The organism is Streptomyces sp. NRRL S-646 (assembly GCF_000720765.1).
In the GTDB taxonomy this organism is placed as follows: Bacteria; Actinomycetota; Actinomycetes; order Streptomycetales; family Streptomycetaceae; genus Streptomyces.
In genome coordinates, this window is the sequence record NZ_JODC01000035.1 from 1 (window position 1) to 15,652 (window position 15,652).

The following is a 15,652-nucleotide window of genomic DNA, read 5'->3' on the forward strand; positions in this document are numbered from 1 at the left end:
CGGCGGCCGCCCCGCCTTCGAACTGCGCGCGGTCCTGGCCGCCACCCTCTCCCCCACCTGGGGCGTCTACTCCGGCTACGAACTGTGCGAGAACCTCCCGCTGCGCGCGGGCAGCGAGGAGTACCTCGACTCGGAGAAGTACCAGCTACGCCCACGCGACTGGGAGACAGCCGAACGCGAAGGCCGCACCATCACCCCTCTGATCACCCGGCTCAACGCCATCCGGCGCTCGAACCCCGCCCTGCGTCAGCTGCGCGACCTCCACTTCCACCACGCGGACAAGGACGCTGTGATCGCGTACTCGAAGCGGAGCGGCTCGAACACTGTTCTGGTGGTCGCCAACCTCGACCCGCACCACACCCAGGAGGCCACGGTCTCGTTGGACATGCCGCAACTCGGCCTGGAATGGCACGAGTCGGTGCCGGTGCGGGACGAACTCACCGGCGAGACCTATCACTGGGGCAGGTCCAACTATGTGCGCCTTCGGCCAGGCGGGGCACACGTCCTTGTTGTCGGCCGGGAGTCCGGGGGTCAGCCCCCGGGTGAGCACAGCAGCGTCCTGCGACCGTCCAACCCGCAGATCGGGGGGTCACCCACAACATGATCGTCAATGAGCCCGTTCAGGACACCTTCGAGGACACACCCGCCAAGGACCGCGACCCGGACTGGTTCAAGCGTGCGGTCTTCTACGAGGTCCTCGTCCGTTCCTTCCAGGACAGCAACGGCGACGGCATCGGCGACCTCAAGGGCATCACCGCCAAACTCGACTATCTGCAGTGGCTGGTTCCAGGAATCGAGAAAAGACCCCGACGGGCCCTACGGCGACTACTACGTCTGGGCAGACGACGACAAGCAGTTCCCGGAAGCGCGGATCATCTTCGTCGACACCGAGGCCTCCAACTGGACCTTCGACCCGGTCCGCAAGCAGTACTACTGGCACCGCTTCTTCTCCCACCAGCCGGACCTCAACTACGAGAACCCGGCCGTCCAGGAGGAGATGATCTCCGCGCTGCGGTTCTGGCTGGACCTGGGCATCGACGGCTTCCGGCTGGACGCGGTGCCGTACCTGTACCAGCAGGAGGGCACCAACTGCGAGAACCTCCCGGCGACCCACGAGTTCCTGAAGCGGGTACGGAAGGAGATCGACGCCTCCTACCCGGACACGGTGGTGCTGGCGGAGGCCAACCAGTGGCCGGAGGACGTCGTCGACTACTTCGGCGACTTCGAAAGCGGCGGCGACGAATGCCACATGGCATTCCACTTCCCGGTCATGCCCCGCATCTTCATGGCCGTACGGCGGGAATCCCGCTACCCCGTCTCGGAAATCCTCGCCAAGACCCCCGCCATCCCCGCGGGCTGCCAATGGGGCATCTTCCTGCGCAACCACGACGAGCTGACCGGGACGCCGTACGCACCCCGATGCAGTGGACACCGGATCGCAACGCAGGTTTTTCGTCCTGTGACCCCGGGCGGCTGTTCCTGCCGACCATCATGGACCCGGTCTACGGCTATCAGGTCACCAATGTCGAGGCGTCGATGTCGTCGCCCTCGTCGCTGCTGCACTGGACCCGCCGCATGATCGAGATCCGCAAGCAGAACCCGGCCTTCGGCCTCGGGTCCTACACGGAACTCCAGTCCTCCAACCCGGCGGTGCTGGCCTTCCTGCGGGAGTACGAGGACGATCTCGTGCTGTGCGTGCACAACTTCTCGCGGTTCGCGCAGCCGACGGAGCTGGATCTGCGGATCTTCAACGGGCGGCATCCGGTCGAGCTGTTCGGCGGCGTGCGCTTTCCGGCCATCGGCGAGCTGCCGTACTTGCTGACCCTGGGCGGGCACGGCTTCTACTGGTTCAGGCTCCGCAAGGACCCCGCGTAGAGCCTCGCAGCGCCCACGCAGAACCCGGGGTGGGGCGGTTTCCCCTGTCCCACCCGGGGCACGCATCAGTAACACCCCGACCACCCGGGGAAAGGAATGTGACACCATGGCGGAAACTGTCACACTTTCCGGCAAGACAAGTCCTGGCCTGCTCGCGTCCCTGGATCCCCTGCTGCGGGAATGGCTGCCGCGGCAGCGCTGGTTCGCGGGCAAGGGGCGGCCGGTCACCGGGTTCTCGCTGGTCGCTGCCACCGAACTGTTGCCGGCCGACGGCAGGCTGGGCCTGTTCCATCTGCTGGTGCGCGCCCATCAGCCGCTCACGCTCGGCGCCGAGCCCCACCCCGGCGACTGCTACCAGTTGCTGATAGGCGTGCGCGAGGCGCTGCCGCCCCGGCTCGCGCCCGCGCTGATCGGACACGTGGATCAGGGCCCGCTCACCGGACGCACGGTGTACGACGCCCTGTACGACTCCCGGCCCGCCGAGGTGCTCCTGGAGGCGCTGCGCACCCAGGCCCGTATCGGCGGGCTGCGCTTCGAGCGGGAGCCCGGCGAGGAGATCCGCACCGGGCTCGTCCCGCGACTGGTGACCGCCGAGCAGTCGAACTCGTCGGTCGTCTACGGAGATACGTTCATCCTCAAGCTGTTGCGCCGAGTCGTACCCGGCATCAACCCCGACCTGGAGCTGCCGCTGGCGCTCGCCCACGAGAACTGCCCCCGGGTGCCCGCGCCGACGGCGTGGCTGCGGGCGGAGCTGGCCGGGGAGTCGTACGTACTCGGCGTGCTCCAGCCGTTCCTGCAGGGTGCCACGGACGGCTGGGAGCTGGCGCTGCGCGAGCTGGCCAAGGGCGAGGACTTCGGCGCGGAGGCGCGGGCACTGGGCCGCGCCACGGCCGAGGTGCACACGGCACTCGCCCGCGCACTGCCGACCGTCACCCTGGGCCACACCCAGCTGCAGCTGCTGGCCGACGGCATGATCGAGCGCCTCGAGGTGGCCGCGCAGGCGGTGCCCGCGCTACGGCCGTACGCCCCCGCCCTGCACACCGCGTTCACGGCGCTCGCCGACCTGGCCGCGGAGGGCCGTACCTGGACCGCGCAGCGCATCCACGGCGACCTGCACCTCGGGCAGTGCCTGCGCTCACCGGCCGGTCAGTGGTGGCTGATCGACTTCGAGGGCGAGCCGTCCAAGCCGCTGGCCGAACGGCGGATGCCGCAGCCACCGGTGCGGGACATCGCGGGAATGCTGCGGTCCTTCGACTACGCGGCCCACTCAGCCGTCCCTCAGGCAGAGGGCTGGGCCGAGGCGTGCCGGGCCGCGTACTGTTCCGGATACGCCGAGGTCAGCGGCCGAGATCCGCGCATGGATCCGGTACTGCTGCGCGCCTACGAAACGGACAAGGCGATCTACGAGGTCGTCTACGAGGCCCGCCACCGCCCCGACTGGCTGCCCGTGCCGATGGCGGCGATAGAGCGTTACGCCGCATCCGACCCCCACTGACCCACCCCCCTCAGCCCACCCCCGACCGACCTCACCTTCGCCGAGGAGGCGCCGCCCGTGACCCCCCGCCCCACGCCCAGCGGTTCGGATCCGAAGAAGAAGGCCGCGAAGGCCGCGGAGAAGGCGACCGAGCCCAAGAAATCGGTGAAGAAGGCGGCGACGAAGACCACCGCCAAGAAGGCAGCCACGAAAAAGGCCGTCGCGGCGAAGACCACGGCGGCCGGGACACCAGCGAAGAAGAGCCCGGCGAAGAAAAGCACGGCGAAGAAGACAGTCACCAAACAGACAGCAAGCAAGCAGACAGCCACCAAGCAGACAGCGGCCAAGCAGGCGGCGGTCAAGAAGACAGCGGTCACAAAGACACCCGCCAAAAAGGCCGTCAGGGCTGGGAAGAAGGTCGCCGCACAGGTTCCGGTTGCGTCGCCGGAGGTGTCCGTCGGTGACCGCGAGCGGCTGCTCGCCGGTACCCACCACGACCCGCACACCGTGCTGGGCGCCCACCCGGTCCCCGGCGGGGTCGCCTTCCGGGTCTTCAGGCCGTACGCGCTGTCCGTGACCGTCGTCGCCGCGGACCTGCGGGCCGAGCTGCACGACGACGGGGACGGGTTCTTCTCCGCCCTGCTGTCCCTGACCGAAGTCCCCGAGTACCGGCTCCTCGTGCGGTACGAGGAGACGGCCCTGGAGACCGAGGACGCGTACCGCTTCCTGCCCACGCTGGGCGAGCTCGACCTGCACCTGATCGGCGAGGGGCGGCACGAGTATCTGTGGCAGGTGCTCGGCGCGCACCCGATGACGCACCAGGGCGTGCCCGGCACCCGTTTCTCCGTGTGGGCGCCGAACGCGCGCGGTGTGCACGTGGCCGGCACCTTCAACTTCTGGGACGGCACCGGCCATCCGATGCGCTCGCTCGGCTCCTCCGGTGTCTGGGAGCTGTTCGCACCGGGGATCGGCGAGGGCGAGCTGTACAAGTTCGAGATCACCCGGCCCGACGGTTCGAAGACCCTGCGCGCGGACCCGCTGGCCCGGCGCACGGAGGCCCCGCCGAACACGTCGTCGATCGTCACCGCCTCCCACCACGAGTGGCACGACGCGCAGTGGCTGGAGCAGCGTGCGGAGGTCCCCGCGCACGAGGCGCCGTTCTCGGTCTACGAGGTCCACCTCCCGTCCTGGCGCCCAGGCCTGACGTACCGTCAACTGGCCGAGCAGCTTCCCGCCTACGTCAAGGACCTCGGCTTCACCCACGTCGAACTGATGCCGATCGCGGAGCACCCGTTCGGCGGCTCCTGGGGCTACCAGGTCACCGGTTTCTACGCCCCCACGGCCCGCCTGGGCACCCCCGACGACTTCAAGTACCTGGTCGACACGCTGCACCAGGCGGGCATCGGTGTCCTGATGGACTGGGTGCCGGCGCACTTCCCGCGGGACGACTGGGCACTGGCGGAATTCGACGGCCGCCCCCTGTACGAACACGAGGACCCGCTCCGCTCCGCGCACCCCGACTGGGGCACGCTGGAGTTCGACTACGGCCGCCGTGAGGTGCGCAACTTCCTGGTGGCGAACGCCATCTACTGGTGCGAGGAGTTCCACATCGACGGCCTGCGCGTCGACGCGGTCGCCTCCATGCTCTACCTCGACTACTCGCGCGAGCCCGGACAGTGGGTCCCGAACGAGCACGGCGGCCGGGAGAACCTGGACGCGGTGGCCTTCCTGCAGGAGATGAACGCGACGGTATACCGGCGGGTGCCGGGCGTGGTCACGATCGCCGAGGAGTCCACGGCCTGGGACGGCGTGACCCGGGCCACGCACCACCGGGGCCCGGGCGGCTTCGGCGGGCTGGGCTTCGGCCTCAAATGGAACATGGGCTGGATGCACGACTCCCTCGACTACATCAGCCACGAGCCGATCCACCGCAAGTACCACCACAACGAGATGACCTTCTCGATGGTGTACGCGTACAGCGAGAACTACGTGCTGCCCATCTCGCACGACGAGGTGGTCCACGGCAAACGCTCACTGGTGTCAAAGATGCCGGGCGACTGGTGGCAGCAGCGCGCCAACCTGCGCGCCTATCTGGCCTTCATGTGGGCCCACCCCGGCAAGCAACTCCTCTTCATGGGCCAGGAGTTCGCCCAGGGCGCGGAGTGGTCGGAGGCGCACGGCCCGGACTGGTGGCTCCTGGACCCCGCGTACGGCGCCGAACCCGACCACCGCGGGGTCCGCGACCTGGTCCGCGACCTCAACATCGTCTACCGCCACACCCCCGCCCTGTGGCAGCGGGACACCGACCCGTCCGGCTTCCAGTGGATCGTGGGCGACGCGGCCGAGGACAACGTCTTCGCGTTCCTGCGCCTCGCTGCCGACGGCACCCCGCTGCTGGCGGTCTCCAACCTCTCGCCCGTCGTCCGCCACGACTACCGGCTGGGGGTTCCCGACGACGTCCCCGCCTGGCACGAAACCCTCAACACCGACATCGGGAAGTACGGCGGCAGCGACGTGACCAACCCCGACGTCATCAAACCGGAACCCCAGCCCCACCAGGGCCGCCCGGCCAGCATCAGGCTGACCCTGCCACCCCTGGCAACGGTCTGGCTACGCCCGGCCTGACTTTCCTCGCCCCCACCGCCCCTTCCCATTCCCGTCCCTGGGGGCTGCGCCCCCAGACCCCCGCTTTCGGCCTGAACGGCCTCGTCCTCAAACGCCGGACGGGCTGAAAAAATCAGCCCCTCCGGCGTTTGAGGAGCGGGGGTCCGGGGGCCGGCCCCCGGGTCGGGACGGGAAGGGGCGGCGGGGGCGAAAACTGCCGGTCACGCAAGCGCCGCGGCCAACGCCTTCGGCAGCGCCCGACTGTGCAGCACCCCCAACCGCTGCGTGGCCCGGGTCAGCGCCACATACAGATCACTCGTGCCGTACAGCCCCGGCTCAACCACCAGCACCGAGTCGAACTCCAGCCCCTTCGACTGACGCGGATCCAGCAGCACAACCCCCCGCGTCAGATCAGGCTCACCCCCCGCCACCACCCCGTCCAGCCGAGCGGCCAGCTTCCCGTGCAGATGCCGCGGCGCGATCACCGCCAACCGCCCCTCCGCAGGCGTCAGCTCCTCCACCGCCTTGGCGACCGCATCGGGCAGATCGTCGACCGCACGCACCCAAGGCCGAACGCCAGTGGCCCGCACCGAACTCGGCGGCGAGAAGTCCGGCTGCTCGGCCCGCACCACCGCTGCCGCGACCTCCATGATCTCTGCCGGCGTGCGGTAGTTGACGCCCAGCCGGGCATGCTCCCAGCGGTCCTCGACATACGGTTCGAGAATCCCGGCCCACGATCCGACCCCCGCCGGCTCCGCCGTCTGCGCCGGATCCCCGACCAGCGTCATCGACCGCGTCGGGCAGCGCCGCATCAGCAGCCGCCACGCCATCGGCGACAGCTCCTGCGCCTCGTCGACGATGATGTGCCCGAACGCCCAGGTCCGGTCGGCCGCCGCACGCTCGGCGGCGCTGCGGTGGTCGTCCTCCTCGTGCCGCTCGGCGAACCGCTCGGCGTCGATGATGTCGTGCGCGGACAGGACCTCGGAGTCCTCCTCGTCCTTGTCCTCGAACTCGTAGGTCCGCGAGGCGTACGAGACGTCAAGCACGCCCTGCGCATACGCGACCTGCGTCTCCCGCTCCCGCTCGGCAAGGGCCCGCGCCACACGTTCGTCCACGCCGAGCAGTTCCGCGGCCTCGTCCAGCAGCGGTACGTCCGCCACCGTCCACGCCCGTGTCACCGGACGGCGGATCGCGGCCGCGTCCTCGTCGGGGAGATAGCCGACGGGATCGGCGAGGAAGTCCGCGACCAGGCGCTGCGGGGTCAGCCGCGGCCACAACTGGTCGATGGCGGCCCACACTTCGGGGTTCTCGGCGATCTCGTCGCGGATCTGCGTGATGTCGCTCGCATCCAGCAGACTCGTACCGTCGAAGGGGTCCGTCCCGACCCGCTCGGCGTACATCTCGGTGAGCGTGTTGAGGATGTGCCCCTCGAAGTGCTCCCGGGCCACGTTGTGCGGCAGCCCGGCGGCGCGGGTGCGCTCGCGGGCCATCTTCACCAGGCCGTCGTCGAGCATCAGGATCTCCCGGTCGTGCTCGATCGCGATCACCGGGTCGGGCAGCGCCTGCCAGTCGCGTACGGCCTCGGCGAGCACGTCCGCCATGTCGGCGCGGCCCTTCACCGCGGCCGCCGCACGGCTGTCGCCCGCCGTCGCCTTCACTCCGGGGAACAGCTCCCCGACCGTCGCGAGCAGCACCCCCGTCTCACCGAGCGAGGGCAGCACCTCGCCGATGTAGCCGAGGAAGGCGGGGTTGGGGCCGACGATGAGGACGGCCCGCTTGGCGAGCAGCTCCCGGTGTTCATAGAGGAGATACGCGGCGCGGTGCAGGGCGACGGCCGTCTTGCCGGTGCCCGGGCCGCCCTCGACCACCAGCACACCCCGGTGCGGCGCCCGGATGATCTCGTCCTGCTCGGCCTGGATGGTCTGCACGATGTCGTGCATACGGCCGGTGCGCGCGGCGTCGAGGGCGGCAAGCAGCACCGCGTCACCGGTCGGGTCCTCGTGGCCGGTCCGCTCCCGGTCCCCCAGGTCGAGGATCTCGTCGTGCAGGGCGGTCACCCGGCGGCCCTCGGTGGTGAGGTGCCGGCGCCGGCGCAGGCCCATCGGGGTGTGGCCGGTGGCCAGGTAGAAGGGGCGGGCGACGTCGGCACGCCAGTCGATCAGGACCGGTGTGCGCTCGGCGTCGTCGGTGCGCAGCCCGATGCGGCCGATGTGGTGCCTGGTGCCCGAGGTGAAGTCGATACGGCCGAAGCAAAGGGAACCGTCGACGGCGTTCAGCGCGGCGAGCAGCCCGGACCGCTCGGCGACCAGGATGTCCCGCTCCAGCCGGGCCTGCATGGGCGTGTTGCCCTGGCCGAGCGCATCCGTGACGCCCGCCTCGGTGTGGCCGCGCAGGGCGTCCACGCGCGCGTACAGGGCGTCGATGAATTCCTGTTCCCTGCGAATTTCATCGCTGTTTGACAATTCCACTCCCGGGCAGATACAATGACGCCAGTGAACTTCTTTGCGACCCAATCCCCTTGAAGTCGCGAATCATTAAACTTACACAGAGAAATCCCCCGAGCGCAATTGCTCGGGGGATTTCTTGTGTACTGCGTGAGCTCGGAGTCCGGTTCAGAGGACGTCCGCCAGCTCCGCCAGCAGCCGCCGCTTGGGCCGGGCCCCCACCATCGCCTTGACCGGCTCACCGTCGCGGAAGACCATGAACGTGGGCATCGAGAGGACCTGATAGGCGTTCGTGGTCTCCGGATTGCGGTCCACGTTCAGCTGCACCACCTTGAGACGATCGGCCTCCTCGGCGGCGAGGGCGTGCAGGACCGGCCCCATCTGCCGGCACGGCGGGCACCAGTCCGCCGTGAACTCCACCAGCACCGGCAACTCGGACCCGATCACCTGCGCCGCGAAGTCCTCGTCCGTCACGTCGATCACAGTTCCTGCCCTCCCAGTTCGCACAACGGTGATTCCACGTCGGCCATGGCCGCCAGCCGCACGCCGATCGTCGCCCGCACGGCCTGCAGCTCGCCGATCAGCGCGTCGAGTTCGTCCAGCTTTCGCCGGTAGACCGCGAGTGAGGCCGGGCAGGAGTCGCCCTCGGGGTGCCCCGCCCGCAGACACTCCACAAACGGCCGCGTCTCCTCCAGGTCGAACCCGAAGTCCTGCAGCGTCCGGATCTGCCGGAGCAGCTTCAGGTCGCTCTCGTCGTAGGTGCGGTACCCGTTCCCGCCGCGCCGCGCGGGCAGCAGCCCGCGCGACTCGTAGTACCTGAGCGTCCGCGTCGTGGTCCCGGCCCGTTCGGCCAGCTCGCCGATTCGCATGCATACGAACGTAATCCTTGACGCCGACGTCAGGGCAAGGGCGGCAGCAGCGGCTTCCGCTCGACCGGGGACGTGAGCACGATCGAGGTCGTGGTGCGGCCCAGCACCGAGGTCTGTTCCAGGATCTCCTCCAGGTGGACCGTGTCCTGGACGGCGACCTTGAGGATCCAGCAGTCCTCGCCGACCACGTGGTGCACCTCGGTGATCTCCGGGCGGGCGGTCAGTTCCAGGGTCCTGGGGTGCCTCAGGTTGTAGCCGCCGTGCGGGTTGACCCGGACGAACGCCTGGATGCCGTAGCCGAGGCGGGCGGGGGCGACCTGGGCGCCGTACCCGGTGATCGCACCCGTCGCCTCCAGCCGCCGCACCCGCTCGGTCACCGCGGCCGGGCTCAGCCGGACCCGGCGCCCCGTCGCCCGCGCCCTCGCCACCTACGGCGGTGACACCGCCGACGTACTGGTGGCCACGAAGGGCGGCCGGGGCAGGCCTGCCGACGGCAGCTGGACGGTGAACGGCACCCCGCGCCGTCTCAAGGCCGCTGCGGAGGCCTCCCTCAAACGGCTGGGCGTCGAGGCGATCGACCTCTACCAGTTGCACAAGCCGGACCCCGGGGTGCCCTTCGAGGAGTCGGTCGGCGCGCTGCGTGAGCTCCTGGACGAGGGCAAGATCCGGCTGGCCGGCGTCTCCAACACGGACGTGGACCAGATCCGTGCCGCCCACGCGATCCTCGGCGACCGTCTGGTCTCGGTGCAGAACCAGTACTCGCCCGCCGTACGGGACAGCGAGGCCGAGCTGCGGTTGTGCGCGGAGCTGGGGCTGGCGTTCCTGCCGTGGAGCCCGCTGGGCGGTGTCTCCCGCAGCTCCCTGGACGGGCCGTCGAGGGTCGGGGGTCAGGTGCGCTTCGGTGCGTTCCACTCAGTGGCGGCCGCGCACCGGGTCAGCCCTCAACAGGTCTGTCTGGCCTGGCTGTTGGCACGGTCTCCGGTCGTCGTCCCGATTCCGGGGGCGAGCCGTCCGCAGACGATCCGGGACTCCGCGGCCGCGGCGGACCTGGTGCTCGCCACGGAGGAGCTGGCGCGGTTGGACGAGGAGGTCGCTCCGGCCGGCTGAGGAGTCCCGCGTCCGGACGTCCGGACGTCAGCGGGGAGACCGGCCGGGGCGCGGGCCCAGCAGCCACTCCCCTGAAGGCGGTCCGCCGTGACCCCGTACGTCTACGTCGTCGTCCTCGTCCTGAGCCGAGAACCACTCCTCGTCCTCGCTTCCGTCCCGTACCCCGAGCAGCCGGCGCGTGAGGCGGTCGCGGTCGGAGAGGAGTTCGTCGAGGGCCTCGTGGACGTCGGCCGGTTCGGTGCGGGGGGCCTCGCGTTCCGCCGCGATCAGGACCGAACGCCGTACGAGCTCCTTGGTGAAGGACGCCGTCGTGCCCTCCGTACGAGCCACGACCTCGTCCGCGATGTCCTTGCCGAGGCCGAGCCCCGCACCGTAGAGGGCGAGCAGGGCGGCGCGGCCCTCCGCGTCCGGGAGCGGGATCTCCACGGCGAGGTCGACGCGGCCGGGCCGCTGGACGAGGGCCGGTTCCAGCAGGTCGGCGCGGTTGGTGGTGAGGAGGAAGGCGACGTCGGCGTCGTCACCGAGGCCGTCCATCTCGTTCAGCACCTGGAAGAGCAGGGGCTGCTCCCCGCCGCCGTAGTCGCGGGCCTCGGCGATCAGGTCGCAGTCCTCGAGGACGACGAGGGCGGGCTGGAGCATACGGGCCAGGGCGCAGGCCGGGCCGATGGCCTCGATGCTGGTGCCGGAGAGGATGACCGCCGTGAACTGCGGGAGATGGGAGAGCAGATAGCGGATCGTGTGCGTCTTGCCGGTGCCGGGCGGCCCGTAGAGCAGCAGGCCCCGGCGCAGGTGCTGGCCGACCGCGCGCAGCTGCTCGCGGCGCCGGGCCACGCCCACCACCTGGCGCTCCACCCGCTCCAGCAGGCCGGCCGGCAGCACGATGTCGTCGCGGGTCAGGCCCGGCCTGCGGTGGAAGCGGAAGGGGCCCAGGCCGTGCCCGAACTGCGAGCCCTCGAAGGACAGGACCTGGCCGCGGAAGATGTTGTGCTCGCGCACGATCGCGTCGATCTCGGCCAGCAGCCGGTCCGCGAACTCCTTGTCCTGCGCGAGGACCTCGATCTCGACCTTGTTGCGCCCGTACTCGTCCGCCGGTCCGCGCAGCAGCACCGCGAACCGTTCGTCGCCGGCCGTGCCGAGGTAGAAACCGCAGGAGACGCAGGCCAGTTCCTCGTCCGGCGAGACGGGCAGGTGCGCGTAGTCGACCGCGCCGATCGTGAACCGGTCATAGCGGTCGGCGGCTTCGAGGATGTCGCCGAGGGTGAGCTCGCCGTGGTGCTGGGCGCCGCGCATGCCGATCAGGTCGTAGGAACGGCCGTCCGCCGCGAACCAGCGCTCCAGCGCCAGATGCACGTTGGGCAGGTCGTAGGGCGGATACGCGGCCTTGACCACCGGGCGGTCCGTCGGAGCCGTACCCAGGTGCTCGCGCAGCCGCTTGGTGAGGTTGCGGCGGTCGTCGTCCTCCTTGCGCCGGGGGTGGGCCACGGCGGCGAGGAACTCGTGGAACAGATCGTTGACCTGCTCCATCGACAGCGGCGACGGCTTGCGGTCCGTGCCGTACCGCCGCTCGTACTCGGTCGAGCCGACGATCTCGACCCGTTCGGACTCCCCCATGTCGCCTCCGTGCGTCCGGCCGTGCGCTCCGAGGTTCTCCAGCCTGGGCCCAACCGGCGCGGGAGGCAAAGGATTTAGGGCAAGTGTCGCCAAACGGTCGCCTGGCATGCTCGGAGTGCGTGCCAGGCCCGCGGCGCCGGGCTGATCCGACGGACAGGTCCTGGAACGCCCGGGCGGGCCTGGACGGCTCAGACGGCCTGCGTGGAGTGGGCCGGCACGCCGGCCGACTCCTCGACCTCCAGCAGCGACGCGCTCTCCCGCTCCTCCTCGAAGGCCCTACGGCCGCCCCGGAGCCCGAACAGTCGCTTGGCGAGGGCGATGTAGAGGACGGCGAGGATGTTGAGGACCAGCGTGCCGATCTTCAACCAGCTGACGTGCTCGGTGAGTTCGTAGATCTCCAGGGGGAGGAAGGCGGCGGTGGCGACCACCGTGAGGTACTCCGCCCAGCGCTTGGCGTACCAGAGGCCGACCGCCTCGACGAGCTCGATCAGGGCGTAGGCCAGGAGCAGTACGGCCACCAGCACCAGCGTGGAGTGCTTGTAGCCGAAGGTCTTCTGGACGGTGTCGACGATCGGCGAGTGGTCGAGGTCGTAGTGGAAGTGCCTGAAGACGGGCCGGAAGACGTCGAGGTACTCGTCGAAGAGCCGGCGCACCGAGTCCTGGCTGTTGCTGAACTTCCACACGGCCAGCGCCACCAGCACGATGAACACGCCGCGCACGGCCCGCTCGATCGCCAGGAAGCGCAGGATGAACAGATCGCGCAGGACCTTGCCGCGCGGCACGAGGGGCGCATGGTCCGCCGGTCCCGAGCCGTGCGGCTCGCCGAGCACGAAGTCGCCGCAGCGCAGACAGCGCCAGACGTCCCCGAGGGCGGTCTGCGCGTGCAGCCGCGCCTTCAGTCCCGGCTCGTCCGGCGCATACGTCACGTGCCCCTTGCGGGCACACGTGCGCCGGTCCCAGTCGATTGTCATTCCTTACGTCTCCCCCGTGCCGTCGGCCTGCGACGTGCCGCGTGTGTGCTGAACAGACCAGGCACGCTAGTGGAAGAGGTTAAGAACCCGGTGAGAATCGACGCGCCCCTGCGTCGGCGGTCTTGACCAGCGCGGGTGTGACCAGAGCCACCGCCACCTTCCACACAGGGTCGGGCACCAGCGCCACGCCGACCGCGGCGGCGGCGAGCGGGCCGAGCACTCGGGCGGCGCGGACACCCCTCCCCGGTCTCGTGCGCGTCTGTCCGTCGAGGTACCCGCCGGTCAGCACGACCAGCTCGGCGACGACGAGCACGAGTACGAGGGTGATGTCCACGCCTGCCCCTTCCATGCTCAGTCGCCGGCCGAGCTGCAGTCCCAGTGGCCGGACTTGGCGGCAGCCAGGGCCGGCGTGGCGTCCGTGCCGCCGCCGGGCGGGTTCGGGATGAACTTGCAGCCGAAGTCCTTCATGAAGTGCTCGAAGGTGTAGTTGTGGTACTTCGCCTGGATCTTCTTGACGCGCGCTATGCCCGCCGGGCTGGCGTTGAACGCCCGGCTGTACTCCTTGGTGTCCTTCAGCAGGCAGCCGGCGGAGACGATTGCCCCCACCCAGCCGGCCCCCTTGGAGGCGATGGTCTTCCCCAGCGAGGCGGCACTTACACCGGTGGCCAGCAGCGAACCGCAGACGCCGCTGATGCTCATGTGTGCACGCCCTCCGGCCGGTTGGGCCGGGGCCGCCTGCGCCGGGGCCACGCCTGCGGCGAGGAACACCGCACCTGCGGCTGTGCCGATCAACGTCTGACGAAACTTGTCCATGGGGTTCCCCGGACTTCCTTCTCCGTGCTCGATGGGCGCCCGCACCCGGTCTCGGTGCGGACCTCGGCCGTCGCCTTCACGGCGGGGCCGGAAGCGGTTGCTGCCCTGCCCGTGAAGAGGCGCGGAAGATCAACCGGGTTGAGTAACGGAACGTAAAGTTCCGGTAATGCCGTCAGGCGTACGGCAGTTGCCGTACGCCTGTGGTCGCACTGGACGATCGCCGGCGGCCAGGTGCCGACCGGGCGGCTGAGCGACGGGGGAGCATCTCAGCCGCCCGGAGTCAAGGAAACGGGTCCGGGGTTCAGGCCCGGACCCGTCCCGGCTGGGGGGGGGAGGCGCAGGTCAGGCCTTGGCGAGTTTCTTCTCGCCGCCCTGCTCCGGCACCTCGGCGAGCGGCTGCTCCTCCTTGTCCAGGAGGGTCGTCTCGTCGAAGGGCAGCTCACCGGCGAGGACCCGGCCCACGCGGTCCTTGTCGATCTCCTTGGTCCAGGTGCCGATCAGGACCGTGGCCACGGAGTTGCCCGCGAAGTTCGTCAGGGCGCGCGCCTCGCTCATGAAGCGGTCGATGCCGACGATCAGGCCGACGCCGTCCACCAGGGCGGGCTTGTGCGACTGCAGACCGCCGGCCAGGGTCGCGAGGCCGGCACCGCTGACGCCCGCCGCGCCCTTGGAGGCCAGCAGCAGGAAGAGCAGCAGCGGGATCTGCTCGCCGACCGCCATCGGCGTACCCATGGCGTCGGCGATGAACAGCGAGGCCATGGTCATGTAGATCATGGTGCCGTCGAGGTTGAAGGAGTAGCCGGTCGGGACGGTGATGCCGACGACCGACTTGCTGACACCGAGGTGCTCCATCTTCGCGATCAGCCGTGGCAGCGCGGACTCGGAGGAGGAGGTCGACAGGATCAGCAGGAACTCACGGCCCAGGTACTTGAAGAACGTGAAGATGTTGAGTCCGGCGACGATCCGCAGCAGCGCACCGAGCACGATGAAGACGAAGAGGAAGCAGGTGACGTAGAAGCCGAGCATCAGGATGGCCAGCTTCTTCAGCGCGTCGACGCCGGCGGACCCGGTGACGGCGGCGATGGCACCGAAGGCACCGACGGGGGCGGCCCACATCACCATGCCGAGGATGCGGAAGACGAGCTTCTGGAGGTGCTCCACACCGCGCAGGATCGGCTGCCCGGCCGAGCCCATGGCCTGCAGGGCGAAACCGGTGAGCAGGGCGACCAGCAGGGTCTGCAGCACCTGCTGCTGGGTGAAGGCCGAGATGAAGGTCGTCGGGATGATCGACAGCACGAAGTCGACCGGCGGCAGCGCCTCACTGTCCACCTGGTCGTGCCCGGTCGCCTTGATCGCGTCGGTGATGTGCAGCCCGTCGCCCGGGTGCAGGATGTTGCCGACGACCAGGCCGATGGTCAGGGCGACCAGTGACATCGCCACGAAGTAGCCGAGCGCGATACCGCCGACGGCGCCGACCTTGGCGGCCTTCCGTACGGAACCGATGCCGATCACGATCGTGCAGAAGATGATCGGGGAGATCATCATCTTGATCAGGTTCACAAAGCCCGTACCGAGCGGCTTGAGCTCGACGCCCACGCTCGGCCAGATCAGACCCACGGCGATACCGAGGGCCACCGCTGCGATGACGGCGATGTAGAGATAGTGGGTGCGGTCCCGCTTCCCAGCGGGTGCGGCAGGTGCCGTATCGGGGGTGCTGGCGGCCACGGCTGCCCTCCTTGACGTCTTCGTCGGCATCACCGGCGTGCGGCTCACGTCCGGGGGATGGGGATGGGGGTGCGGTTCTCTGCACGGGAGGCGGTGGCTGGAACCGTACGTCCCGCTTCCGCTACCTCCTCGATGCGGTGACTATCCCCTGCCCCTGTG

At 69.7% G+C, this 15,652-nt stretch carries 12 protein-coding genes and 2 pseudogenes; 5 read left to right on the top strand and 9 right to left on the bottom strand.

Annotated features, from left to right (window positions below; genetic code table 11):
- The 4 genes and pseudogenes from IH68_RS0146295 to glgB all read left to right on the top strand — a co-directional run.
- A pseudogene (locus IH68_RS0146295) lies at nucleotides 1–604 on the top strand (alpha-1,4-glucan--maltose-1-phosphate maltosyltransferase); the annotation flags it as partial.
- Nucleotides 601–1,875 (top strand): annotated as a pseudogene (locus IH68_RS51015) (alpha-amylase family glycosyl hydrolase). The pseudogenes IH68_RS0146295 and IH68_RS51015, both read left to right, overlap by 4 nt.
- A gap of 106 nt (nucleotides 1,876–1,981) precedes the next feature.
- Nucleotides 1,982–3,370, top strand: coding sequence for a maltokinase N-terminal cap-like domain-containing protein (locus IH68_RS0146305; RefSeq protein WP_030949152.1), 1,389 nt, complete (start codon nucleotides 1,982–1,984; stop codon nucleotides 3,368–3,370).
- Between the two features lie 57 nt (nucleotides 3,371–3,427).
- Nucleotides 3,428–5,974 carry a 1,4-alpha-glucan branching enzyme gene (gene glgB / locus IH68_RS0146310; protein WP_030949153.1) on the top strand — a complete coding sequence of 849 codons (2,547 nt, stop codon included), beginning with the start codon at nucleotides 3,428–3,430 and terminating at the stop codon, nucleotides 5,972–5,974.
- Nucleotides 5,975–6,174: 200 nt separating this feature from the next.
- Here the strand turns inward: glgB and IH68_RS0146315 are convergent, their stop codons facing one another.
- From IH68_RS0146315 to IH68_RS0146330, 4 genes are all read right to left on the bottom strand, one after another.
- Nucleotides 6,175–8,397, bottom strand: coding sequence for a HelD family protein (locus IH68_RS0146315; protein ID WP_037886440.1), 2,223 nt, complete (start codon nucleotides 8,395–8,397; stop codon nucleotides 6,175–6,177).
- Nucleotides 8,398–8,565: 168 nt separating this feature from the next.
- On the bottom strand, nucleotides 8,566–8,880 hold the full coding sequence (gene trxA, locus IH68_RS0146320) for a thioredoxin (protein WP_030949156.1): 315 nt from the start codon (nucleotides 8,878–8,880) through the stop codon (nucleotides 8,566–8,568).
- Complete coding sequence (locus IH68_RS0146325; RefSeq protein WP_030949160.1) at nucleotides 8,877–9,266, bottom strand: MerR family transcriptional regulator; 390 nt, start codon at nucleotides 9,264–9,266, stop codon at nucleotides 8,877–8,879. Before IH68_RS0146325 ends, trxA begins: the two co-directional genes overlap by 4 nt.
- Nucleotides 9,267–9,295: 29 nt before the next feature.
- Complete coding sequence (locus tag IH68_RS0146330) at nucleotides 9,296–9,694, bottom strand: Lrp/AsnC family transcriptional regulator (RefSeq protein ID WP_037886441.1); 399 nt, start codon at nucleotides 9,692–9,694, stop codon at nucleotides 9,296–9,298.
- Here IH68_RS0146330 and IH68_RS0146335 point away from each other — a divergent pair.
- The gene (locus IH68_RS0146335) at nucleotides 9,600–10,373 is read left to right on the top strand and encodes an aldo/keto reductase (protein ID WP_078912923.1); all 774 of its coding nucleotides are present in this window, start codon (nucleotides 9,600–9,602) and stop codon (nucleotides 10,371–10,373) included. The two genes, IH68_RS0146330 and IH68_RS0146335, sit on opposite strands and share 95 nt — an antisense overlap.
- Nucleotides 10,374–10,400: 27 nt before the next feature.
- Here the strand turns inward: IH68_RS0146335 and IH68_RS0146340 are convergent, their stop codons facing one another.
- From IH68_RS0146340 to IH68_RS0146360, 5 genes are all read right to left on the bottom strand, one after another.
- Nucleotides 10,401–11,984 carry an AAA family ATPase gene (locus IH68_RS0146340; RefSeq protein WP_051834087.1) on the bottom strand — a complete coding sequence of 528 codons (1,584 nt, stop codon included), beginning with the start codon at nucleotides 11,982–11,984 and terminating at the stop codon, nucleotides 10,401–10,403.
- 188 nt (nucleotides 11,985–12,172) lie between these two features.
- Entirely contained in the window at nucleotides 12,173–12,955 is a 783-nt protein-coding gene (locus IH68_RS0146345) for a DUF2127 domain-containing protein (protein ID WP_030949168.1), read from the bottom strand.
- Between the two features lie 79 nt (nucleotides 12,956–13,034).
- Nucleotides 13,035–13,289 carry a hypothetical protein gene (locus IH68_RS0146350; RefSeq protein WP_030949176.1) on the bottom strand — a complete coding sequence of 85 codons (255 nt, stop codon included), beginning with the start codon at nucleotides 13,287–13,289 and terminating at the stop codon, nucleotides 13,035–13,037.
- Nucleotides 13,290–13,306: 17 nt separating this feature from the next.
- The gene (locus IH68_RS0146355) at nucleotides 13,307–13,768 is read right to left on the bottom strand and encodes a hypothetical protein (protein ID WP_030949179.1); all 462 of its coding nucleotides are present in this window, start codon (nucleotides 13,766–13,768) and stop codon (nucleotides 13,307–13,309) included.
- Between the two features lie 342 nt (nucleotides 13,769–14,110).
- Complete coding sequence (locus IH68_RS0146360; RefSeq protein ID WP_030949182.1) at nucleotides 14,111–15,493, bottom strand: cation:dicarboxylate symporter family transporter; 1,383 nt, start codon at nucleotides 15,491–15,493, stop codon at nucleotides 14,111–14,113.
- Between the last annotated feature and the right edge of the window lie 159 nt (nucleotides 15,494–15,652).